The 23175-nt window shown below is 60.5% G+C and carries 25 protein-coding genes; 15 read left to right on the top strand and 10 right to left on the bottom strand.

The features are described 5' to 3' along the window. Positions 1-30 precede the first annotated feature (30 nt). From ASE85_RS05160 to ASE85_RS05150, 3 genes are read right to left on the bottom strand one after another with little or no spacing between them, the layout of a single operon-like run. A complete protein-coding gene (locus ASE85_RS05160; RefSeq protein ID WP_056684652.1) occupies positions 31-1671 on the bottom strand; it encodes a GMC family oxidoreductase in 1641 nt (546 codons plus the stop codon). Between the two features lie 8 nt (positions 1672-1679). Continuing rightward, positions 1680-2222 (bottom strand): 2,4'-dihydroxyacetophenone dioxygenase family protein, encoded by a 543-nt coding sequence (locus ASE85_RS05155; protein ID WP_156358209.1) that lies wholly within the window; start codon positions 2220-2222, stop codon positions 1680-1682. Positions 2223-2228: 6 nt separating this feature from the next. Continuing rightward, on the bottom strand, positions 2229-2888 hold the full coding sequence (locus ASE85_RS05150) for a nuclear transport factor 2 family protein (RefSeq protein ID WP_056684649.1): 660 nt from the start codon (positions 2886-2888) through the stop codon (positions 2229-2231). A 125-nt stretch (positions 2889-3013) separates the two neighbouring features. Between ASE85_RS05150 and ASE85_RS05145 the strand changes: the two genes are divergently transcribed. After that, positions 3014-3922 (top strand): LysR family transcriptional regulator, encoded by a 909-nt coding sequence (locus tag ASE85_RS05145; RefSeq protein ID WP_156358208.1) that lies wholly within the window; start codon positions 3014-3016, stop codon positions 3920-3922. Positions 3923-3965: 43 nt separating this feature from the next. Here the strand turns inward: ASE85_RS05145 and ASE85_RS05140 are convergent, their stop codons facing one another. The 3 genes from ASE85_RS05140 to mdlC are packed head-to-tail and all read right to left on the bottom strand — an operon-like array spanning position 3966 to position 7379. After that, complete coding sequence (locus ASE85_RS05140; RefSeq protein WP_056684643.1) at positions 3966-4466, bottom strand: aromatic-ring-hydroxylating dioxygenase subunit beta; 501 nt, start codon at positions 4464-4466, stop codon at positions 3966-3968. Beyond that, positions 4463-5815, bottom strand: coding sequence for an aromatic ring-hydroxylating oxygenase subunit alpha (locus ASE85_RS05135; protein WP_056684639.1), 1353 nt, complete (start codon positions 5813-5815; stop codon positions 4463-4465). The genes ASE85_RS05140 and ASE85_RS05135 overlap by 4 nt, the downstream gene beginning before the upstream one ends. 7 nt (positions 5816-5822) lie before the next feature. Next, the gene (mdlC, locus tag ASE85_RS05130; protein ID WP_056684636.1) at positions 5823-7379 is read right to left on the bottom strand and encodes a benzoylformate decarboxylase; all 1557 of its coding nucleotides are present in this window, start codon (positions 7377-7379) and stop codon (positions 5823-5825) included. A gap of 90 nt (positions 7380-7469) precedes the next feature. Between mdlC and ASE85_RS05125 the strand changes: the two genes are divergently transcribed. Together ASE85_RS05125 and ASE85_RS05120 are read left to right on the top strand one after the other, a co-directional pair. Further along, positions 7470-8411, top strand: a complete 942-nt coding sequence (locus tag ASE85_RS05125; protein ID WP_082462667.1) for a LysR family transcriptional regulator — start codon at positions 7470-7472, stop codon at positions 8409-8411. 32 nt (positions 8412-8443) lie between these two features. Next, a complete protein-coding gene (locus ASE85_RS05120) occupies positions 8444-9397 on the top strand; it encodes a ketopantoate reductase family protein (RefSeq protein ID WP_056684630.1) in 954 nt (317 codons plus the stop codon). A gap of 699 nt (positions 9398-10096) precedes the next feature. Here the strand turns inward: ASE85_RS05120 and ASE85_RS05115 are convergent. Together ASE85_RS05115 and ASE85_RS05110 are read right to left on the bottom strand one after the other, a co-directional pair. Beyond that, positions 10097-10288: a hypothetical protein gene (locus ASE85_RS05115; protein ID WP_056684627.1), complete on the bottom strand. Its 192-nt coding sequence runs from the start codon at positions 10286-10288 to the stop codon at positions 10097-10099. Further along, positions 10285-11037, bottom strand: coding sequence for a Crp/Fnr family transcriptional regulator (locus ASE85_RS05110; protein ID WP_056684624.1), 753 nt, complete (start codon positions 11035-11037; stop codon positions 10285-10287). Before ASE85_RS05110 ends, ASE85_RS05115 begins: the two co-directional genes overlap by 4 nt. Positions 11038-11294: 257 nt before the next feature. Here ASE85_RS05110 and ASE85_RS05105 point away from each other — a divergent pair, with 257 nt between their 5' ends. From ASE85_RS05105 to ASE85_RS05070, 8 genes are all read left to right on the top strand, one after another. After that, positions 11295-13526, top strand: coding sequence for a catalase (locus tag ASE85_RS05105; protein ID WP_082462671.1), 2232 nt, complete (start codon positions 11295-11297; stop codon positions 13524-13526). A gap of 73 nt (positions 13527-13599) precedes the next feature. After that, positions 13600-14766 (top strand): glycosyltransferase family 4 protein, encoded by a 1167-nt coding sequence (locus tag ASE85_RS05100; RefSeq protein ID WP_056684621.1) that lies wholly within the window; start codon positions 13600-13602, stop codon positions 14764-14766. Beyond that, positions 14759-15730, top strand: coding sequence for a glycosyltransferase (locus ASE85_RS05095; protein WP_235523235.1), 972 nt, complete (start codon positions 14759-14761; stop codon positions 15728-15730). Before ASE85_RS05100 ends, ASE85_RS05095 begins: the two co-directional genes overlap by 8 nt. After that, complete coding sequence (locus tag ASE85_RS05090) at positions 15727-16773, top strand: glycosyl transferase (protein ID WP_056684617.1); 1047 nt, start codon at positions 15727-15729, stop codon at positions 16771-16773. The genes ASE85_RS05095 and ASE85_RS05090 overlap by 4 nt, the downstream gene beginning before the upstream one ends. Beyond that, the gene (locus ASE85_RS05085) at positions 16770-17897 is read left to right on the top strand and encodes an acyl-CoA dehydrogenase family protein (protein ID WP_056684614.1); all 1128 of its coding nucleotides are present in this window, start codon (positions 16770-16772) and stop codon (positions 17895-17897) included. The genes ASE85_RS05090 and ASE85_RS05085 overlap by 4 nt, the downstream gene beginning before the upstream one ends. Then, a complete protein-coding gene (locus ASE85_RS05080) occupies positions 17891-18586 on the top strand; it encodes a PIG-L deacetylase family protein (protein WP_082462666.1) in 696 nt (231 codons plus the stop codon). Before ASE85_RS05085 ends, ASE85_RS05080 begins: the two co-directional genes overlap by 7 nt. Positions 18587-18627: 41 nt before the next feature. Then, positions 18628-19170, top strand: a complete 543-nt coding sequence (locus ASE85_RS05075) for an SAM-dependent methyltransferase (protein ID WP_327196605.1) — start codon at positions 18628-18630, stop codon at positions 19168-19170. Beyond that, on the top strand, positions 19167-20012 hold the full coding sequence (locus ASE85_RS05070; RefSeq protein ID WP_200928296.1) for a glycosyltransferase family 2 protein: 846 nt from the start codon (positions 19167-19169) through the stop codon (positions 20010-20012). Before ASE85_RS05075 ends, ASE85_RS05070 begins: the two co-directional genes overlap by 4 nt. 36 nt (positions 20013-20048) lie before the next feature. Here the strand turns inward: ASE85_RS05070 and ASE85_RS05065 are convergent, their stop codons facing one another. Further along, the gene (locus tag ASE85_RS05065; RefSeq protein WP_056684603.1) at positions 20049-20501 is read right to left on the bottom strand and encodes a PA2169 family four-helix-bundle protein; all 453 of its coding nucleotides are present in this window, start codon (positions 20499-20501) and stop codon (positions 20049-20051) included. Positions 20502-20708: 207 nt separating this feature from the next. On the opposite strand from ASE85_RS05065, the gene ASE85_RS05060 reads away from it, so the two are divergent. From ASE85_RS05060 to ASE85_RS05055, 3 genes are read left to right on the top strand one after another with little or no spacing between them, the layout of a single operon-like run. Continuing rightward, a complete protein-coding gene (locus tag ASE85_RS05060) occupies positions 20709-20966 on the top strand; it encodes a hypothetical protein (protein ID WP_056684822.1) in 258 nt (85 codons plus the stop codon). 7 nt (positions 20967-20973) lie between these two features. Continuing rightward, positions 20974-21168, top strand: coding sequence for a DUF2256 domain-containing protein (locus tag ASE85_RS22240; protein WP_082462665.1), 195 nt, complete (start codon positions 20974-20976; stop codon positions 21166-21168). Positions 21169-21200: 32 nt separating this feature from the next. Then, entirely contained in the window at positions 21201-21446 is a 246-nt protein-coding gene (locus tag ASE85_RS05055; RefSeq protein WP_235523233.1) for a DUF3253 domain-containing protein, read from the top strand. Positions 21447-21465: 19 nt separating this feature from the next. On the opposite strand, the gene ASE85_RS05050 is transcribed toward ASE85_RS05055, so the two are convergent. After that, entirely contained in the window at positions 21466-22614 is a 1149-nt protein-coding gene (locus ASE85_RS05050) for an extracellular catalytic domain type 1 short-chain-length polyhydroxyalkanoate depolymerase (RefSeq protein WP_235523231.1), read from the bottom strand. A 332-nt stretch (positions 22615-22946) separates the two neighbouring features. Here ASE85_RS05050 and ASE85_RS23695 point away from each other — a divergent pair, with 332 nt between their 5' ends. Next, entirely contained in the window at positions 22947-23171 is a 225-nt protein-coding gene (locus ASE85_RS23695) for a hypothetical protein (RefSeq protein ID WP_156358207.1), read from the top strand. The last annotated feature ends 4 nt before the right edge of the window (positions 23172-23175 follow it).

Raw genomic sequence — 23175 nt, 5'->3', positions numbered from 1 at the left:
CGGTGGATGCTCCAGAGGAAACGGTGTTTTTCATGCCGCGAGCTCGCGATCAGGCTGCGTCCGTTCCGGCGCGAGGCGCTGCCCCAGGACCAGATCAGATGCTTTTTCGCCGATCATGACAGCGGGTGCGGCGGTGTTGCCGCTGACGATCAGTGGCATGACCGATGCGTCGGCAATGCGCAGACCCTCGATGCCATGAACCTTGAGCGTCGCATCGACGACCGACGTCGCAGGATCGACACCCATGGAGCAGGTGGATGTGGGGTGGGCACCGGTCATGATCGTCTGGCGAATCACAGCGTCCAGTTCCTCGTCCGACTGGGCGGCATCGCCGGGGTAGATCTCTCCCGATATGATATCGGACAGCGGGGCTGAGGCGAAGAATGTACGGATGAAACGCAACATGCTGCGCGCTGCGGCGCGGTCTGCGGGATGTTGAAGCAGGCCCAGGCGAATATGGGGTGGGTCGCGCGGGTCGGCCGATCGCAGCGTGACGCTGCCCCGCCCATGGGGCCGCAACTGCATCGCCGCGGCGGTGAACTGATTGCCGATCGTCGGTCGCCAGCCGGGAAACCAGGGGCGCGACATGAAAGACACATGGCTGACCTGAAACTGCGTATCGGGTCGATCCGTCGCCTCCAGCAGGCGCAGATAGGCCTGTACCGACAATGGCGCATGACCGATCGGGCCGCCGCCGGTCACGCCCCATCGGAGCGCATGGAGCGCGAGACGGTCGAGACGCAGCATCGCTTCAAACCCAAGAGGAGCCGATGCGGCAAAGCCTGCCGCAACCAACGGATGGTCCTGCAAATTTGTGCCGACGCCGGGCAGATCCGCGACGACGCGAATGCCTTGGCGCTTCAGATGCGTGGCCGGTCCAACCCCCGACAGCATGAGGATATGGGGAGAATTGAATGCGCCTGCCGACAGGATGACTTCACCCGATCGCAGTGCAACCGTTCTGCCGTTGCGCACATATTCCACGCCCACGGCGCGCGTGCCTTCAAGCAGGATACGTGTGGTCAGCGCTCGATCCAAGATGGTCAGGTTCCTGCGATGGCGGACCGGATCGAGATAGGCCGTGACGCCGCTGTCGCGCCGTCCCTTGCGCACGTTGAAGTCCGGCATTCCAAAGCCGTCCTGGCTGGCTCCGTGGAAATCCTCAACCTCGCCAAACCCCAGATTGGCGGCCGTCTGGATCATGGTGGGGTAGATATGGGGCGCTTGGGGATTGCGCGCGGTGTGCCATGGACCCGATCCGCCATGATAGGCAGTATCGCCGCGCCAGTTGGTTTCCGCGCGGCGGAAATAGGGCAGCACATCGTCATAGCTCCAGCCGTCCAGGCCCATCGCAGCCCAGCCGTCATAATCGCCGCGATTGCCGCGCGAATACATCTGGCCGTTGATGGAAGAACAACCGCCCATCACCTTGCCGCGCGCCAGTTCCAGGCTGCGATTGCCGCTTTCATCCTCCGGTTCGCTGCGATAGCCCCATGTGAAGCGCGCCTTTTCTGACGCCAGATGCCAGGATACAGGCGCTCTGATCAGCGGATGGCGCGTTTCTGCTCCGGCTTCCAGCAGCAACACTTTGCGCGCCGGATCGGCCGACAGACGGTTGGCGAGCACGCAACCGGCTGATCCTGCGCCGATAATGATCACGTCATATGTCATGCTCTTTGTCAGGCCGGAATATCGTAGGATAGGCGTCCGCCACGGATGATCTCCGGCACCGGCTTGCCCTGTTCGCGCAGCGCGGCAGGCCAGTCGCGCATATGGCTCGCAGCGTCGAGCACCGCGACGACAGACCCCGCCTCGTCCAGGATCAGCATGGCCCCGGTGATGACGAAAATCACATCGGTCACATCTTGATTATGGTCCGCCACTTTCAGCGTGTGTACGGTGCCCGGCGGCTCGTAAAGATAGGAACCGGCCCGGCTGGGCGGGGATTCAGGATATTCGAGATAATTCCATTCGCCCGAAATCGTATAGGCAAAGACGACGCCGGTATGGTGATGCGGCGGCAACTGAACACCGGGCCGGAACCGGATACGGACGGCGAAGGTCCCTGCCTCGACGTCGGCGTGCAGAAGCTGCAACGCAACGCCGGGTGCCCCGAAATCATCTGCATAAGGCCGGTCGTTTGTGCCGATGTGCAGCGCTTCTGGTATGGCGCCCGAGGCACCGGGAACATCCTGGACGGGTTTGATTTGGTCTGGGCACATGTCGGATCAACCCTCCTGGCCGGAAGACGGCGATGCGCCTTCGCAGTCGGTTATCGGATGTGGATAATGGAATGGCGGGAAAGATCGGCCGAGCGCATCATCCGATGGATAGGATGGACCATCGGGTGGGAATTCCGTGCTTGCAGGACCAGTCTCGAAAACCGCTTTGTCGAAGCCATCCATCTGTGTGTAGAAAGTTGGAACCCACCAGAGACGTTTGATCTTCCAGACGTCGGCTTCCTTTACATAGGCGTTTTCATATAGGCCCTCGGCCCAGAGCATCTTGCCCGAACCGGGCGGGGAATTGCCCTGCACGATTGCACGGCAGCGCGCCTTGGCGCTCTGCCCGCCAGGATCGATCGTCAGCACCATCTGGAGCTGGATATGATTGATGATCTCATGCTTGAGCAGACCCGTGCGCCCGCCACCCAGCACGTCGCGCAAGAAACGGAAGATACGCTCTTTGCCGATATAGTTGCCCCGTCGCCCGATCTCCATAGACGGTCTTTCTTCGGCAAACAAATCTGCCAGCTCACGCCATAAGCGATTGTCGATATAATAGCCGTATATGTTCTGGAGGCGGTGGATCGCATCGCGATCCTCGATCGCCGCCAGGCGGGATTCCAATTCCCCAATCCTGCGGAGAAGCGCATCATTATCGGCCATCTTGCATCCTCTTTTTCGGGCGGCGTCATGGCCGTCTTATTGGATGCAGTTAATGCAAAACGCGTCTTGCCGGGAAGGAAGCGGGCGCTTAGCAAGTGATAAGGAATTGCTTAGGACCACATGGCGTGATTACCTTTCGACAAATGGAGATTTTTGCAGGAATTGTAGCTCATGGCAGTTTCCGCCGTTGCGCGGATCACCTCGGCATTTCGCCAGAGGCGGTTAGCGCGAACATGCGGGCGCTCGAGGATAATCTCGGCTATCATCTGTTCGAACGCCGACCGGGAGGGCCAGCTCTCCTGACCAGCCTGGGGCAGCGCGCCTTTCAACATGCGTCCAATATATTGGATGACCTATCCTATCTTTACGACACATCGGAGGGAAGCACGTCACGCAAGATCGTGCTGGGCGCGCATCCCTACATCATGCGCTACCTGCAGCCAGGCATCGACGCATTCCGGGCGCAACATCCCGAAGTCATGCTTGAGCTGGATATTGACGGCAGCGTCGCGCCCGATTTTCCCCAAAAAGTCGCCCGCCGCGCGGTCGATCTGGCCTATTATTTCGCCTTTGAACATGACGAGCTGGAAGCAAAGCCCTTTACGGCGACGATGGCACAGGAACCGCTTGCTATATTCATGGCACGAGATCATCCCCTGGTGACCCAGTCGAGCGTCACGCGCGCTGACCTGTCTGCCCTGCCCGTGGTGCATCTGAGCCAACGCACTGCGTTGCGCCCGCTGATTGATCGAGCATTGGAGGCATATGGCTTGGGACATCCCCCGGTTGCTGTGGAATCCGACGATTATGGGTTGATCCTGACCAGCGTTCGCCGCGGGCAGGGTTTTGGCTGCCTGTTCGCTTCTACAGGTGACGATATAGGAGGGGCCGATGCAATGGTCATGTTGCCGATGGAACAGCCGTTGCCCAACCTGTTGATCCGCAGAATTGCGCGTAACCTGCACCGTGGAGCTTTGGTAACAGAACTGGAAAGAAGTTTGCGGGGCGCCTTCCGTGGCCTTCCACCTGGCTGAATAGTAAACATGGCCTGAGACCGCGCCGGTCAAGGCGCTGTCTTCAAATCGAATAAAAGTCGACGACAGTTGGAATGACATCGTTCAATAGCAGTATCTTCTTGGCCGCGATGCGCCACGCACCATCATGGTGCACGAGATGATGTTCGTATCGCCCGAAGAAGACATGACTGCGTTCGCTGCGGCGGTCGTGAAGATGAACCGTAAAGCTCGATGCAGTTCGCCCCCCGGTCTCGTCGGCGCTTTCCAGGACAACATTCGTCACTGCGTGAACAACCCGCGGCAGCGGGCTGGAGGCGACCGACATGCCGGACCTTGCACGCCATACCCGATCTTCCAGATTGCGGCGGCCGCGATAGTAGATGAGCGATAACTCGCTGTCTGGATCTGATGTCGGGGTCACCTCATCGCGCCAGGCGGGCATCCAGAAGATGGCGTCGGTCGTGTAGAGTTCGAGCCATGCGTCCCACTCCCCGCGGTCGAGCACTAACGCTTCGCGGTAGAGCAGGTCCTCCGCCTCCGCACGGGTCAGAGGACCGCTCATGCCTTCACCGCCCCGGCCATCCGGCGCGCCCATTCGCGATAATAGCTGTGATATAGCGTTTCATCGCAAAGCTGCGCGTCGGAAAGAACGCTGCGTTCCGGTTCCATCCCCAGCGCCTTTGAGAAAATGTTGCCGCCAGGCTTGCTGGCGGTCTGGCCCCTGGCATAGCCTTGCAGCCAGGGTTCGACGCCACTTGCAAAGCCCCGCTGGCAATTTTCATAACTCACAGTGTCGTCGGGCGTCGCCATGCCGCTCGGATTGAAGAAATCCTCATATTGGCGAATTCGTTGCCGACGCGCCTCGGCGCTCTCGCCCTTGGGCGCGATGCACCAGGTCCGCATTTCGGTTTTTCCGGCAGAGAGCGGGCGGATCACGCGCAACTGGCTGGAGGCGTTTTCGGCAATCTGCAAATTGGGGAAAATGGTGAGATTGCGCATGTTGAACATCCAGTCGCGCTTGGCGCGCCCATGTTTTTGCGCCAACTGATCCGCCCGTTCATAGAGTGGCAGTGCCTCCGAAATGCCGAAGCGGCCCCAGTTGAGCACATGGCCATGGGCGAAGCTGTAGCTGCCGCCCGCGACGCCTTCGCTCTCTCCGGTCCAATAGTCGCTATTTTCAAAAACTGACTTCACCACCGAATCGTCGGCCTGCTTCTGTCGCTGTTCCAGCACCCGAATGTAGGAGGGATGCGCCGAGGTGAAATGATAGGCGTCAGAGCAATTTTCCAGCTGCAACTTCCAATTGGCGTCATAGGTGAAGGTAACGCCGCCCGGCACCAGTTCCATGCCCTCGTCGCTCTGGTCCGCCACCAGATCGAGCAGCTTGGCCGCCTCGCCCAGATGATCAGTGAGGGACGGCACATCGGCAGACAGGCTACCAAAAACGAAGCCGCGATACTCTCCGAAGGCGGGAAGCGGTGCCAGATTATGACTCGTCTGGTCGAAGCCTTCCGAGTAGCAGCCGGCCTTCTTCCATTTGATCGCCTTATTCTGCCCTGCGCTGTCGAAGGTCCAGCTATGATAGGGGCAAACATGAAGCCGGGCATTGCCCTGCATGACCTGCGCCACGCGTGAGCCCTTGTGCGGGCAGCTGTTGACGAAACCATGCAGTTGGCCCGTTCCGTCGCGCGTCACCAGCACTGGCACGCGGCCGACGGTCGTGGTGAAGAAGTCATGCGCCGCAGCCGCTTGCGATGCGATGCCCAGAAAGATCCATCCAGCTTCAAAGATGCGGCGCATCTCCAGCGTAAAAATATCCGGGTCATCGAAAATGGCGCGACTGACGCGGAACACGCCGTCATCCGGCCGGTCTTCGATAAGCTCTGCGAGCCTGCCCTGAAACATGGTCATCCCTCAATCAATCCACGACCGCTTCGACGAGCGTGGGGCTGGAGGCACTGAAGGACGCCGTGAGTGCCTCATCCAGTTCCTGCGCATTCATGGCCCGTCTGGCCTTTATGCCCTGTCCGCGCGCCAGCGCGCAAAAGTCGATGTCGGGCAGTTGCGTACCAACGGTTTCCTGCAAGCCGAAAATCCGACCGAAGCTGTTAAGCGCCTCATAGCGCCCATTCTTCACGACGACAAAGCTGATGGGAAGGCCCAACTGCGCTGCCGACCACAATCCCTGAATGGCATACATGCTCGACCCGTCGCCCAAAACTGCAATGATCTTGTCCGTTGGCCGGGCCAGCGCCACGCCGATGGCGGCAGGAAGGCCATGGCCAAGCCCCCCGCTAGCGCAGGTGTAGAAGCCGTCGCGATCAATGATCGGCAAATGGTCGTGCATTGCCCCCCGGCTGGAGGGGGCTTCCTCGACAATCACGGAGCCTGCCGGACGGTGCCGGGCGATTTGTTGCAACAGATAGGCGCTGGTCATGACACGACCATCCAGTTCCGGCACTGGTGCGCGCGCTTTCGGCATGGCGCGGCTGACCGGTGACGGCCCGGCCATCAGGGTGCGAAGGGCAAGACGGGCGTGGGCAATGATCGCCGTGCCGGTTGGCGACCATGCGGCCTGTGCATGATTGTCGACAATCTGGATGACCTTGGCACCTTCGGGCACATGCGGCCCGAAACCTTCGACATGATAAAGCGACATGGGGCCGCCGAGGACGAGGATAAGGTCGTGACCCGTCAGGCTTTTGACGATAGCCTCGCGCCCTGCCATCAGGAAGCCGGCAAACAGCGGATGATCTTCGGGAAAGCTGTTGCGCGCCGACATGGGGGCCACCCACACCGCGGCCGTGTGCCGTTCGGCGAGCGCGATCACTTCGTCCCAGCCATCATCCCGCGCGACGCCGGCGCCGACGACGAAGGCCGGACGGCTGGCCGCCGCCAGCGCTTCGGCGGCTTCAGCCAGCATAACGGGATCGCCCGGATTGATGGCTGCGATGCGGCGCGGTTCGATGGGATCGCAGGGCTGGTCCCAATCATCGACAGGCACGGACACGAAGGTTGGGCCGCAGGGCGGTTCCATTGCGACATAATAAGCACGGGCAATGGCGGCGGGGACATCCTGCGCACGGGCCGGTTCGCAGGCCCATTTCACAAAGGGGCGAGGAAACTCAGTCGGCCGGTCGGCGAAGAGGAAAGGCTCATAGGGCAGGATCGATCGCGCCTGCTGTCCGGCGGTCACAACCAGTGGCGTCTGGTTCTTGAAGGCGGTGAACAGATTGCCAAGCGCATGGCCCATTCCGGCCGATGAGTGGAGATTGACCAGCGCGGCGTTGCGCGTTGCCTGCGCGTAGCCATCGGCCATGCCCAGGACAACCGACTCCTGCAAGCCGAGAATATAGCGAAAATCGGCAGGAAAATTGCGGAACATCGGCAATTCGGTCGATCCAGGATTACCAAAGATCATGTTCATGCCAAAAGCGCGCAGCAGCTTTATGGTCGCATCTCTTACCGTCGTCATTTGCCTCGCTCCTTCGCCTACCGGAATTTACTGTGCGAGGAGAGGCATATTCACCATTGCAAAATACCGACAAGGCCATGCAAATAATGCATGACTTTTGACGAACGAAAATTGCGCGCCTTCCTTGCCGTCGTCGATTGTGGAAGCATCGGGAGGGCAGCACCAGCGGTCAACATGACGCAGCCGACGCTCAGCCGATTGATACAGGATATGGAGGTTCGACTTGGGCTGCCCTTGTTCGATCGGCTGAGCAAGGGCATGGCGCTGACCGCAGCTGGCGAAGGCTTTGTGCCCCATGCCAGGTTGCTGCTTTTCGAGATGGAACAAGCGGTCGAAACGATCGACGCGCTGAAAGGACTGCGCCGTGGCACCGTGCGGATTGGCGCGGTAGCGGCGGTGACGCGAAGCATCGTCCCGCGCGCTGCCGCCAGATTGTTGAAGGACTCCCCTGCCCTGCGCATTGACATGATGGAAGCGCCGGACGGCGATCTGATCGAGGCGCTTACGTCACGCCGCATCGACCTTATGATCGCCGCGGAAATACCGGCAAATGACGAGATTATGCCGCTCGGGGAATGTCGCTTCGACGATGTCTATACCGTTTTTTGCGCGGCGGCCCATCCTCTTGCGCGGCAAAGCGATGTCGATCTGGACAAGGTTCTGGCCGAGAACTGGATCATGCCCAAGCCAGGATCGACCCCGCGCACGCTGTTTGAAAAGATGGTGCGCCAGGCTGGACGCGGCTTACCCATCGTCGCGGTCGAAACCGGCTCGGTCGGGGCGCAATTATCGTTCGTCGCGCAGGGGCGACTCCTGGGTTGGCTGCCCCATCCGTTGATCCAGAGCGACGTGGCGAGCGGGGCCGTCCGTTTGCTCACCGTCAGCGAATTGACCCTCCATCGACGGTTTTTCGTTTATCGCAGGCGTCGAGGGTTGTTGCCGGATGCGGCTTGCCGAATGCTGTCTTTCTTGCCCCTTGTCGGCGCGGACGGGGCATCACCCCCGTTTGCGTTGCCGCCCGCCCGGTCCTAGCAGCATCTCACACTTTAAGGGTGAGAGGCTTTATGCAGAATATCGTTATCGTCGGCGCGGGTGCCATGGGTTGCCTGTTTGCTGCACGTCTTGTCGAAGCCGATGTCGATGTGACACTCGTCGATGTGGACAGGCAGCGTTTGGCGCTCCTCAACAGCGACGGCATTGTCCTGTCCGATGATGACGGCGAGCGCGTGATACCCGTGCGTGCGGCCGTGGCGAGCGATGTTGCAGGACCGGTCGATCTGGTCATGCTCTTCACCAAGGGGATGCATAGCGTAGCCGCGATCCGTTCAGTCGCGCATCTGGCAGACGGTCATGCCCATGGGCTGACCCTCCAGAACGGGATCGGCAACGCGGAAATCATCGCCGAAATCTTCACGCCCAACCGGGTCCTCATGGGTGTGACAGACTTGCCGTCGGACCTGGTCGGGGCGAGGCAGGTCCATTCGCATGGCCAAGGCCATATCCGCCTGGGCGGCATGACTGCCGATGCGCATTCCGCAGCGAACCCCGTTGCAGCACTGCTCAATCGCGGCAAGCTACAGGCCGAGGCCGATCCGGTCATTCTGGTCGCGATCTGGGAGAAGGCAGCGTTCAACGCGGCGCTCAACGCGATGGCAACCATAACCGGCCTGACGGTCGGGGGCATGGATGAGGAACCTGGGCGACGCATTGCCGGAGCCGTTGCCAGCGAAGTGGTGAACGTCGCTGCGGCCAAAGGCATCCGCCTGGACAGGGGCCGTATTGATGCGAAAATCGCGTTCGCACTTGCCAACCATCGAAATCATCAAGCGTCGATGCTGCAGGATCGATTGGCTGGCCGCCCGACCGAAATCGAGTCCATTAACGGTGCCATCGTCGCCGCAGCAGAGTTGTTGGGATTAAGTGCGCCAACGACCGCAACATTGGCTGATATGGTGCGGCTGATCGAAGCCAGCGATCTACGCCATCGTGGCAGCGATGACGGGTCGACCACGTCATAGCAATAGCTGCTCTGTTCAATTGAGAGCAAGGACAACAACAGATTTTGCTGGGACGTTCACCAAGAGTGCGCCATCGGTTGTCTTCAAAGCGTCGGGGGTCGTGGAACCACTCGTCTAAAATATCTCGTCGCAATTGACGGTTAATAATTTTTTGTCGAACTCGATCGGTCCCAATAAGACCGCCACATATACCCCCATCATGGCCAACTGCCCAGGCGGATGTCAGCCGCTGCGTGCTCTGTGTCCAGCTTGATCGGCAGCTTCCGTCAAAACCCAACGTTCAGATCGTAACGACAATCGTTCAAATGTGGTCGGTGGGCGACGCGCGCGAGCGGCAGCTATCGCGACATGCCAACCCCGAACCGGCCATTCGCCTATCGGCCAGAAGCAGCGGTTTCAATGTCAGTCATACTGATAGCTGGCCCAGCAAATTTCAGGACTAGACACACTCAATATATCGCTTCAACGTACCCGGACATCGGTGGACGGCTAAGGAAACCGGATAAGTGTGGTATAGGGCGTGGGAAATAGACACTTGGCATAATGATTTGACTTTGATTTCAAATAATTATGGCAAGACTTAATAAGTCCACCGCTTCCGCCAACAATTGGTATAGCTAATTGAAACCGCGCCATTTTCGCCGCCGCGACCGGCGCCTCTACGACGTGTAGCTTCTCCACATTTCCCGATCGCAGCCGTTATCCCCTACCCATCGCCTGCCGTTCCGCGATCTCGGCGGCCGCAACCAGGCTATGGCCGGTTTTCCGCGCCGCATCCGCAGTCAACGTGATGGCGACCCCATTCGGCCCGTCCAATATGACCAGACCATCTTCGGCACTGGCGCGTCCTGGTTCCTTCAGCGGTTGTGGAGCATTGGAAAAATCTATCATGAAATCGGCCTTTGGCGGGAGGATATAGGTTCAGCGACCTGTAGGTCGATATAAAGATAGGCAGGGTCGAATTGGCCCATGGCGGCCAATTGTTCAGGCTCCAATATTTCGACGAGGGAAGAGCGGAAAACGCATATTTTTTCCTCGCGCAGTTGCCGCAAAACACGGTTGATATGCACGTTGGTAAGCCCGCAGATTTCAGCCAGATCCGATTGTATCAGGCCGAGCGCAAACCGCCGGCCGTCGCTGAGCCCTGCAGACATAAGGCGGACGTTCGTTTCGCTCAGGAAGTGCGCGACCCGCCCCACAGCGTCCAGTCGACCAAGACGAAATAGCCAGGCGCGGTGGATCGCTGCATCAATCAATGTTGAAAACCACAGCTTTCGCGATAGCGCCGGCAGATCCTGCGTAATCGCCTCCAGTTGAGCGTGTGGAACTATTGCGACCGTAGCCGGCGTCATTGTAGCCACGTCATGGTCGAGTATCTTGAGCGGAAATGCGTGCAGATCGACAAAATCTCCGGGCACATGAACCGCGACGAGTTGCCGCAACCCGTTACGATCATCGATATAGCGGGACATGAACCCTTCCAGGAGCAAAATGCTCTGATTCAGTTCCTCGCCCGCCACCACGATATTGGTGCGCGGCGGCAAGGTCTTGATCTCGCCGATAGCCGCTTCAAGCCGCGCCCGTTCCTCGACCGTAAGGTGCACGCCGCGCCTGTGCCTGAGAAACCGCTCGGTGAACATAGATATCGGACCCTGTCTGAATGCGTTGATGCACCCCCGCCCATGCAGGTGCGAAGCTATAACGGTCCGCACGCCTAGCTGTTGCCTTACCGGTTCCGACAATCGTGATGACACAGGTTAATTTACGCGCAGAAGCCGCAACTTCGCATCGCGCTGCCTGTTTCTAACTGCATCTCCCCCGCAGTCAGGGCTGTTGCGATCCATTTCGGTCGGTCAGCCTGTTTCCGCGCCAATCACTTAATCGGATGAGGATGACCATGGCCAAGACCCAGTCGCCGTCGAAGCAACCCAATGACAAGGCAAAGGCCAGGACTACGTCAGCCGACCTGTCGCCGTGCGATATCGGGGGCGAATCTCCGCATATGGCTTCGGCGCTGCCCGATGACGCGGACATAAGCCCGACTTATGCCGAACCGCAGGGGAACGGCGGGGAAACGCGTCAGGTTGCAGGCGACGGCGTTGCGACGCTGACCACGCAACATGGCATCCCCGTGGCCGACGATCAGAACAGTCTGAAACAAGGGGCACGCGGTCCGACCTTGATGGAAGACGCGCATTTTCGCGAGAAGATGTTTCATTTCGACCATGAGCGCATTCCCGAACGCGTCGTTCACGCACGCGGTTATGGCGCGCATGGCTATTTCGAGCTGACAGACAGCCTTGCCGATGTCTCACGCGCCGACATATTCCAGCGGGTGGGAGAACGCACCCCCGCTTTCGTTCGCTTTTCGACAGTCGCAGGGTCCAAGGGGTCGGCGGACCTTGCCCGCGATGTCCGTGGTTTTGCGGTAAAGCTATATACCCAGGAGGGCAATTGGGATCTGGTCGGGAATAACATCCCGGTCTTCTTCATCCAGGATGCGATCAAATTTCCGGACCTGATCCATGCCGCCAAGCCCGAACCCGACCGCGCCTTCCCCCAGGCGCAGACCGCACATGACAATTTCTGGGACTTCATCAGCCTGACGCCCGAATCCATGCACATGATCATGTGGATCATGTCCGACCGGACGATTCCCCGTTCGCTCCGCACCATGGAGGGCTTTGGCGTCCACACGTTCCGGCTGGTCGATGCGGACGGCAAATCCACCTTCGTCAAATTCCACTGGAAGCCGAAACAGGGGCTTCAGTCGGTGGTGTGGAACGAAGCGGTCAAGATCAACGGCGCAGATCCCGATTTCCATCGCCGCGATTTGTGGGACGCGATCAATGCCGGCGATTTCCCCGAATGGGAACTGGGCGTCCAACTTTTCGACGACGCCTTTGCCGACAGTTTCGATTTCGACATATTGGATGCGACAAAGATCATCCCGGAAGAACTGGTGCCGGTTCGCATCGTAGGACGGCTGGTGCTCGATCGGGTGGTCGATAACTTCTTCGCCGAAACCGAGCAGGTCGCGTTCATGACGCAGAATGTGCCGCCGGGCATCGATTTTTCAAATGATCCGCTGCTGCAAGGCCGCAACTTTTCCTATCTGGATACGCAGATCAAGCGGCTGGGCAGCACCAATTTCACGCATCTGCCCATCAATGCGGCCAAATGCCCGATGGCCCATTTCCAGCAGGACGGCCATATGGCCATGCGCAACCCAAAAGGTCGCGTAAATTATGAACCCAATAGCTGGGGACCGACGCAGGGTGGCCCCCGCGAAGACCCGGTGCGCGGCTTTACCAGCTATGCCGAAACCGCCGATGGTCCCAAGCAGCGCGTTCGGTCGGAAAGCTTCGCCGATCATTACAGCCAGGCGCGTCAGTTTCTGATCAGCCAGACGCCGATCGAGCAGAAGCATATCGGTGACGCGTTGGTGTTCGAACTGTCGAAGGTGGAGCGCCCTGATATCCGGTCGCGCACCGTGTCGCATCTGTTGAACATCGACGCGACTTTGGCGGCGACGGTCGCAGATGGCCTGGGCATGGCCCTGCCCGATCCGGCCATTGCGGCGCGCGCACCGATCGCCGATCTGGCGCCGTCGGACAAGCTGAGCATCGCCAAGAATGGGCCGCCCTCATTCAAGGGGCGCAAGGTCGGCATCATGCTGAGCGATGGCGCGGACGCGGCGATCTTCAAGGCGCTGCTGAAGGCGATCGAGAGCGAAGGCGCGGTCTATGAAGTCATCGCGCCCAAGATCGCCGGCGTAACCCTGTCCGATGGCACGACGGTTGCGGCTAAGCACAAGGTCGATGGTGGACCGTCGGTTCTGTTCGACGCCGTGGTCATCCTGACGTCAGCAGAAGGCGCGGCTTTGCTGGCGCTTGATGCAGCGGCCAAGGATTTTGCGACCGATGCTTTCGCCCATTGCAAATATATCGGCATCGGCAAGGACGCGGAGGCGATCTTCGTCAAGGCGGGTATCGCCGAGGATCTGGACGAGGCCTGTATTCCCATCGCCAAGCCGTCCGACGCCAAGACATTCATCGAAGCCTGCCGCGCGCTGCGTTACTGGCCACGCGAAGCCGCCGTCGATCTGGATGCCCGGCCGGAAAGCTGATCCTTCCTTTCATATCCCGTCGAGGGCCGGCTGCGCGCCGGTCCCGCTGGCTAGCCTGTAAGGACTATTCCGAATGCGGATCGGCATAATCGCCCACCTGAAATACCCGATTGCCGAACCCTTTGCGGGCGGGCTGGAAATGCACACCCATCTGCTTGCCCGGTCGCTGCGGGATCGGGGCCATGCCGTCACCATATTCGCCTCTTCTCGGTCGGATTCCGCCCTTGGTCTGGAAGCCATCTGTTCGGAAACGGCTATCAGTACCGTCGGGACGGCCGAAGCGCCGGATGTCGCATTCTTCAAGGAACATCACGCCTATCTCAGCCTGATGAGCGACCTGCGCAATCGGCGTTTCGACGTCATCCACAATAACAGCCTGCACTATATTCCGGTGACGATGGCGGACAGCTTGCCGATGCCGATGGTGACCACTTTACACACGCCGCCTTTCTGCTGGCTGGAAAGCGGCATCCGCCTGTGCCGGGCGCGTAACAATGCCTTTGTCGCGGTGTCCAATGCCGTGGGCAAGCTGTGGAACCATGTCCTGCCGACGCAAGCGGTCATCATGAACGGCATCGATCTTAATCGGTTCGCCTTTCACCCCCAGCCCGATGCGCAGCCCTATCTGATCTGGTATGGTCGCATCGTCCCGGAAAAGGGGCTGCATCTTGCGATAGCAGCGGCAAAACAGGTCGGATTGCCGCTGAGGATCGCGGGGCCTATCCTGGACGAAGTCTATTTCCGCGACCATATCGCCCCGCATCTGGGGTTCGATGCCATGCATGTCGGCCATTTGTCGCACGGAAAGCTGGCGCAACTGGTCGGTGGCGCACGCGCCTTTCTATGTACGCCGCAATGGGACGAACCCTATGGACTGGTCGTGGCGGAGGCGCTTGCCTGCGGCGTGCCGGTCGCCGCTTTCGCCCGTGGCGCCATCCCGGACATTCTCGACGCCTCATGCGGTGTGCTGGCGGTTCCCGATGATGTCGGATCGCTTGCCCGATCCACGCTGGCGGCGCTGTCGCTCGATCGAAGTGCATGTCGCCGCCGTGCAGAGCAGGTTTGCGATGCCGAACATATGATTGACGCCTATGAAGCGCTCTATGGCAGACTTGCAGCGGGCGCGGATGCACGGTTGCGGCTGGTCAGCAATGCCGGGGATGATGCCATGCCCCCTGCCGTTCTGCCTGTAACGACGTTGCGCTCCGGCGCTCGGACGGATGCCTCGCTCCATGTTTGAACGCCTGTCGCGCCATGCCATGACGGCGCGCGGCGCATCGCCGCTTTCCCTGTGCGTATGCGTCCCCGCGCGCAATGAGGGCGATCGGTTACCTATATTGCTGGATGCCATCGCCGCGCAGTCTTGGCCCGGAATCATCTGCGTCTCGATTGCGGTGAACAACACGACGGACGACAGTGTGGAAAAGATCAGCCAGGCACGGGTGCGTCACGCGGACAGGTTGGACATTCGGGCTGTGGTGACTGAATTTCCAGCGACTCTGGCCCATGCCGGATCGGCACGGCGGCTGGCCATGACGGAGGGGCTTCGGTGCCTTTCCAGCCTTGATACAGGAATACTCGTCAGCACGGATGCGGATGTGCGTCCGCCTCCCGAATGGCTGACGAATATAGCAGCGGCTTTTTCGCGCGGCGCCGATCTGATCGGGGGCAGGATCGTCATCGACGAAGAGCGCGAACCTTTACCCCCAGGCGCTGCCCGACTGCGCCAGGTTTGGAATGACTATTGGGTGAAGGTGCGCGAGATAGAAGATCGCATCGATCCGATCGCCTGGGATCCCGCGCCGAGACATGGCGATCACACGGGCGCGTCCCTCGCCATTCGGGCCGACCTGTATCTCGCCTGTGGCGGCGTTCCGCTTCTGCCGACGGGAGAAGATTGCGCACTGGTTCAGGCGGCCGTGGCGATGGGCGGCAGGCTCGCCCATCCTGCCGACGTCTATGTCCGGGTGTCGCCACGAACCGATGGGCGGGCCGAAGGCGGCATGGCAGCGGCGATGCGGGCGTTGTACGACGCGGCCGAAATGAAAAGCGCACCCATGGCGCCCGCTTTTGCCCACTGGGTCGCGCGGGCGACATGGCGTAAATCCATGCGCCAGCATCCCGATGGCCATGCCAGCATCGCGCAGGATGAGGCGGGCCTGCCACCCATGCCGCACGACATGCGGCTGGAGGCCGGTCAATGAGTTCGCGGCCCATCGGCTATTATGTCCATCATCATGGCGCCGGGCATCTCGCCCGCGCTCGCGCCATCGCGAGTGCATCCGGTGGCCGTGTCGTCCTCCTTGGGACGGGGATCGGTGCGCAGGGCATCGACCTTGCCGACGACCGCCTCGATACCGGCGCTTTCGACGGAGCGGACGAGTCTGATTGTCGGCCCGGCAGCCTGCACTATGCCCCGATCGATCATGAAGGCATCCGTTCGCGGGTCGCGACGATCGCGCAATGGATCGATATGCACCGGCCCGCCCTCATGGTGATCGACGTTTCGGTCGAGGTCGCCATGCTGGCGCGTCTGGCGTCGGTCCCGATCGTCTATGTCCGGCTGAACGGCGATCGGACCGACGGGCCGCATCTGGAGGCGTTCAAAGGCGCGACGGCCCTGCTGGCGCCCTTTCATCGGGATATCGAAGCGGCATCGACCCCATCATGGGTGGTTGAAAAGACGCGCTATCTGCCCGGCGTAACTCCAGCACGCACAATGACAGTCAACGGCGTCGATCCGATCATTCTGGTCGTTGTCGGTCGCGGCGGAAAAGCCGGGGATGGCGAGGCATTGGCACAGGCCGCCCGGCATTGTCCGCAATGGCGGTGGCGGGTGATCGGACCATGTTCGACGCCGCATGATCCGCCCGCAAATCTCGAAATTCTTGGCTGGGTCGAGGATGCGGATAGAGAGATTGCCCGTGCGACGCTGGTCGTCGGCGCGGCGGGCGATGGTCTGGTGAGCAGCGTGATGGCCGTCGATCGCCCGTTTGTCTGTATCCCGCAAGAGCGGCCTTATGCGGAGCAACGCATGACGGCGCAACGGCTGGGGGAGATTGGCGCGGCTCTGGTCCTGGACCGCTGGCCCGAACCCGAACGATGGTCAGGGCACATCATGGATGCACTGGCGTTACCGTCACGGGCGAGGCGAAAGCTGCACGTTCCCGATGGCGCACGGCTCGCTGCGCAATGGTTGGGCAGTATGGCTGATGCAGTCGATCCGGCGCAGGAGAAAGCGGCATGAGCTTTGCCGAAAACAAGCCGGCGGAGAGCGGTACGCCGGAGCAGCGTGCGCAGATGATCGTGGAACCGCTGAGCAAACTTGGCGCTCGCTATGATGCCGCCCCGGTTTTTCCGGTCGAGAGCGTAAAATTGCTGCGGGATGCGGGATTGCTGCGTAGCTTCGCGCCGCCGGATGCAGGGGGCGACGCCTTTCCCGACCGCCATGCCCGATATGCGTCCATGATGGACGTCCTGCGCATTGTCGGACGCGGGGACCTGAGCGTCGGTCGCCTGTATGAAGGGCACGTCAACGCCCTGCTGCTGTTCGACTGGTTCGCGACGACCGGTCAACTGGCGGTCCTGCGGCAGCAACTCAAGGAGGGCGCTTTGTTCGGGGTGTGGGCGACCGAGCCACCGCCCGGCGTTCGGCTTGTCGGGGCGGATGACGGCTGGACCATGGAAGGCGCCAAATCCTTCGCGACCGGCGCTGGTGGGCTGTCCTATGCGATCGTCACGGCGCAATCGTCACATGGTCCGCGAAGGCTCGTCATCGCAAAGGCGGACGAAGCAGCGCGAACCGATCTTTCGCAATGGCGGATGCGCGGCATGCGCGCGACGGGAAGCGGGATCTACGACCTCGGCGGCATGGCCGTCGCGCCGGACGCTCTGCTGGGACAGGGCGGCGACTATGACCGGGAACCCGATTTCACCACCGGCGCATGGCGGTTCACCGCCGTCCAGCTTGGCGGTATCGAGGCGCTGCTGGCCGAAACCCGCGCCGCCATGACGATGGTCGCCCGCGAAGACCCGCTGCAACGCGCCAAATTTGCCGATGCCGTCGTCGCCGCACGGTCCGCTTATCTGTGGGTCCGCGAATGCGCCGCCCGCGCAGCGGCTGGGCATCAGGATGGCCCGGCGTTTGCCCGCATGACCCGCGGGGTCGTGGAGCGTGCGGCGCTCGACGTCATGGAATATGCGAGCCGGATCATCGGCACCCGCAGCGCCATCGACGGGCAGCGTATCGACAAGATCATCAGGGATTTGAGCGTCTATCTGAGACAGGCCGGACCGGACTATGCCAAGGATCAGGCCGCGATCGCATGGATCGACCATGATGTCTGGGGCAGCGGAGACGCGCTGTGGTGAGCAGGCGTGGCGGCGCACATCCGCTGACGGCGCGGCCATGGCGCACATTGCGTTGGCTCGTCATCGCCCCGCACCCCGACGATGAAACGCTCGGTACAGGCGCGCTGATCGCGCATATGGCTAAGGCGGGAAGGCTGGCTGGCCTTGTCTACCTGACCGACGGATCGGGATCGCATCTGCTGAAGGACGGCAAGGCAGGCCCTCTCATTGCTGCGCGTCAGCGGGAGGCGCAGCGAGCCTATCGACGCCTTGCCGGCCCATGGACGAAGCCGCCCCTGTTCCTCGGGTGGAAAGACGGCGCTCCTGAAGATGCAGGCTCAGCGATTTTCAGGCGCAGTTGCCGCACCCTGGCGGCGCTCTGCGTGCGATTGCGGGTCGACATGCTGGCGACGACCGCCGCCCATGAACCCCATTGCGACCATGCGGCGGCAGCGGATTTGGCTCATGCCGTCGGGATCAGGTCACACGGCAGGATCAACGTTGCCGAATATTGCGTCTGGGGCGAAGCGCCTGCGGCGCAGACCCATAATGCGCTGATCGCGCCTTCGATGTTGCCGGGTGTCAGACGTCAGGCCCTTGCCGCCCATCGCAGCCAACTCACCGCCTCGCACGGTATCGGTTTTCGTTTGCCCAGGGACAAGCGGTCGATGACACCGCACGATCTTTTGTACGTCAGGAGGCGCGCATGAACCGACATCAGTCGACCATCGGCCCCGATTATTTCGAACATATGTTCAGCGGGACGAACGATCCGTGGGATCTGGAAACCAGCCCTTATGAACAAGCGAAATATCAAGACAGCGTGGCGGCGCTTGGCGGACGGACCTACGCCAGCGCTTTTGAAATAGGCTGTGCCAAAGGAGTGCTGACGGCGAAACTCGGTATTTTTTGCAAAAGCCTTTTCGCGATCGACGTCAGCATAACCGCGTTGGCGGCAGCGCGACAACGTGTCGCGCATCTCGATCACGTCAGCTTTGCCCAGATGGCGTTTCCGCAAGACGCCCCCTCAGGGCATTTCGATTTGGTGGTCCTGTCCGAAGTCGCCTATTATTGGGACGACCGGGACATTTGCCGGACCGCTGACTGGCTGGAAACGCATCTTGTGACTGGCGGCGACCTTCTGCTGGTCCACTTCACAGGGGACACCGACTATCCGCAAAGCGGCGATGATGCAGTGACCAAATTACTTGCGCCGCTGACCGGTGCATTGGATGTCGTCACCGCCAGTCGTCGGCCACGCTATCGCCTCGATCTGTGGCGGCGCAATCCATGACCATCAGTGTTCTGACCATTGTCAAGAACCGGGCAGATCATCTTGCCGAACTGGTGGAAGGGTTGCGGCGCAGCGTCGTTCCACCTGACGAGCTGGTCATTGTCGACATGGGAAGTACGCCTCCCATCATGGCACCTGATGCGGCTTTTCCGGTCCGGCTTGTCACCCTTGGAATGGCTGGCCTGCCACTCGCCGCCGCTCGCAACGCGGCGGCCCATATCGCGAAAGGCGAGCATCTTCTCTTCCTCGATGTCGACTGCATACCGATGCGCGGCCTCGTGGGGGAAATGCGCGATCAGCTTGAGCGCGTCGACGGATTGATCTGCGCCGAAGCCTTCTATCTCGGTCCGACAGCCGCTCGCGATGGATGGGACGAAGAGAGCCTGAAACTATCGGCGCGATCCCATCCGGTCCGCGCATTCCCCGCAGATGGCATCCGCGTGGAAGGCAATGCCGGCTTATTCTGGTCACTGGTCTTTGCTATCAGGGGGAGCCGGTTCGCTGACCTTCAAGGCTTCGATGAGGCCTTCAGTGGCTATGGCGCGGAAGATACCGACTTCGGCTTTCGGGCGCGGGATGCGGGCGTTCCATTGCTCTTCAAAGGCGGCGCGGGCGCTTTCCACCAGCATCATGACGTGTTTGATCCGCCGCTCCAGCATCTGGAGGATATCGTACGCAACGCGCAGCGCTTTTACGATCGTTGGGAATTGTGGCCGATGGAAGGATGGCTTGATGGGTTCGAGAATATGGGTCTGATCGCCAGAATCGAAAATCGCGTCATATTGCGGCGAGCAGCGAGCGCTGCCGAATTGGCAGACGCCCGCAAGTCTTCAGCATTTTAGAGAATGAAGGCGGCGGGTTGCCCCGCCGCCATAAATTCAACGTTCCATCGAATGCTTGATGTCACGAATTTCGTCATGTCCAGCTTTGACCGAACCATAGGCCGATGAGACGAGCGTCTGCACGGCGGGCGACAGATCCCGGTCTTCGATTGCGTCCTCATATTTGGCCTTGATATGATCTTCGCCGGCTTCGACCTCGTTGATGATCGCCTTGTCATCATGGCCGGTGACAATGGATTTGAGGTTCAGGAAAACGCGATGCGCGCCGGCCAGGATCGTACCATCATCCTCCGGTTCGCCGCCAAGCGAGGACACTTCCTGCTGGAGCCGCGAAACCAGTTGACGCCGTTCGCTGGCAAGACCGTTGAATAATGTCACAAAGCCGGAATTTTCCGTGTTCTTGGCGGCTTCGGTATAGCCATCAACACTATCAAGAGTGGTAGCGATCAGGCCGTTGAGCGTCGAGATATCATGGCTGAATTCGGTCATGGGTCATCCTCGTTTCAGTGCCGCTGCCAGACGCAGCAGCCTCGGCATCTGAACCACCAGAAAGCTGGAAAGACCCTTCCAAAAAGCAAGAATTAACCTGCGTCAGTACGTTAGCAATCCCCTATACAAGGCCGATGCACTGCATTGCGCCAAACATTGCAATTGCATGTTGTCGAAGCATGGAATGCGACTTGCTGAGGAATGACCATGGAACAGGATTATGCACATGGCCGCCGGGATGGTCTGCGGTTGGCACTGTCGATCTTGGCGGCGGAAGAAGCGAAATGGGCGGCCCTGCTGGGCGAGAGCCGGTCATGGCGAACCAACCTCACGCGCGAGGTGCGGCATAAGACTTTGCAAGTAGCGCAACAGCGGCTGCGCACTGCACTGAACCGCCTGACACCCAAGTCCGATCACGCGATCGATCCAGAACTTGCCTCGGCGCTGGAAGAGATCGGGCTTTGATCAAGTCATGACCCATCGCAAACTGAAACTCCCTTCCAAGAGCTGCCTCGGCTGCGTGCGCGCATTTGCTTGGCGCAACAAATCGGCGCGGGATTGGGAGCAGGTCAAATTTTGCTCGGAGCGGCGCCGTCGACATGGAAGCTCGGACAGGACCGGGCATGACCGTCTTCAATCTGGCAGTCATTCTGAACGGATCCAATGACCCCTGACATTACCCCGGAGCGGATAGCAGGCATGCGCAGCACCGTTTTACGGTTGCTCGACGGCCGCTCAGCGGAAGCGACAATCTGTCCAAGTGAGGTCGCAAGGGCGGTTGCCGGTCCGGCCGGCGTTTATCCGAATGATCAGTCGTGGCGCGCGGTGATGCCGATCGTCCATGCCGCAGTCGATCAGATGCTGGATGATGAGTTGGTCGCGCTGAGCTGGAAGGGAAAGGTCATGGCGTCCCGCAATGGTCCCTATCGCATCCGCCGGGCGTAACGCGCGCGCTGAACCATTCTCACCGCATGAGGCCAGCAACGCGAAGGGCATCGTGGATGATTTTTTCAACGCCTGCCTTGCCCAATGGAGCCGAGCCGGACGGTTCGGAAGGCCGTTCTTCCAGCCGGCCTATCCTTGGCACCGGCAGATTTGGCGTTCCCTTGTGCACATTGCCAACTGATTGCGCAAAAAAGGATTCCGTCTTCGTCCCCAGCAACCCCCAGGACTCCGCGATCCGGCGCGTCGATGAAATGCCCGCCTCGATCATATGCGGCATCACCGTTCCGCAAGCATCCTTCCCGGACGTGGCCAACGGCGTACCATGGCCCATATTGGCGATGCGATAATCCTCGACCAGCGGGCGCCCCTCAGCATCGTTCCAGGCGCGCCGCCGATGGCCAGCTATCTGTTCGACAGCATTCGGCGCAGCATCAAGATCATGCACCGACAGCCACTGGGCAAGGATCGCGTCCGCATTGGCGCTGCTGACCGTCGCGTCGGCGCTTCCATGCCAGATCGAAATTCGGGGCCAGGGGCCATCATGATCCGACGCGCGACGGACCCGGTTACCGAGTTCCTTTCCATCATGAGCCTCGGGCGCTCGCATCGCTTCGAGCGCCTGCGGAATATTGGACGCCGATCCATGCGGCAGGCCGGCAATGATCGCACCGCCTGCAAACAATTCGGGGTAGCAGGCAAGCATAACGGAAGTCATTGCGCCACCTGCGGAAAGGCCGGTGACGAATATGCGGGATGGGTCGGCGCCATGGACGTTCACCATCGCCATGATCATCTGGCGGATGGACAACGCCTCGCCCAGGTCGCGGCCATTGTCGGCAGGAGAAAACCAGTTGAAACAGAGATTGGGATTGTTTGTGCGCTGCTGCTCCGGAAACAGCAGCAAGAAGCCGTGCTCATCTGCCAATTGTGACCAGCCCGACCCGTGATCATACCCTCCGGCGCTTTGCGTGCAGCCATGCAGCACGACGACCAGCGCGGGTGTCTCGGCAATGCGTTTGGGAACATGGATTTTAGCGCTCAACCCACCGGGGTTGGTCCCAAAGGCGTCAAATTTCGCTAATCGGCCTGCACCAACCGCACCAGCTTGGACGGATTGGCCAGCGCGCATTGCTGCCAGTCGGGCGATCGTGGCGGATAAACTGGTCACGCGAAAATCTCCTATCTTGGAACGTCAGCCGTCAATCCCTCCGGCAATCGATTTATGCTGCACTGCACAATATGGAGCGGCCCGAGCAGCTTGCAAGGCGTCAATCCCAATTATCGGAAGAACCCGGAGGAGTTTGCGCACCTCCACATGTCACAGCATATCAGTCTATTGATCCTCATGGCGTACCATGCGGCGCACATATAGCGACATGTAGAAAAATTTCGGGGACGCTGCTCAAGCACATACCAACTGGCGCAGCTATTGCCGAGCGCTGGACGCCCAAGCGCAACCCCGCCGTCATCCGTGCGTTTGATGGGTACAAGGAGAGAATTATGACATATCGGCCTTCCGTGCCTCCGGCCAGCATGCCGCCATATCCCGCGCACCCCGCGCCCCATGCTGAAAGCATACAGGCAGATACGCCATCTAACGAACCGGACGAGAGCGGGCAGGCAAACGGAATTTCCGTTCCAACAAAAATTCTCGGTGCTGCTGTCGGGATCGGATCGGCCGCCATTGTCGCCGCACTGCTCTATGCGCGGCAGCGAAAGGCATGAAAAT

This window comes from Sphingobium sp. Leaf26, assembly GCF_001421665.1.
Lineage (GTDB): Bacteria > Pseudomonadota > Alphaproteobacteria > Sphingomonadales > Sphingomonadaceae > Sphingobium.
The sequence above is the reverse complement of the archived record's forward strand: the minus strand, read 5'-3'. Positions and strand labels throughout refer to the sequence as shown.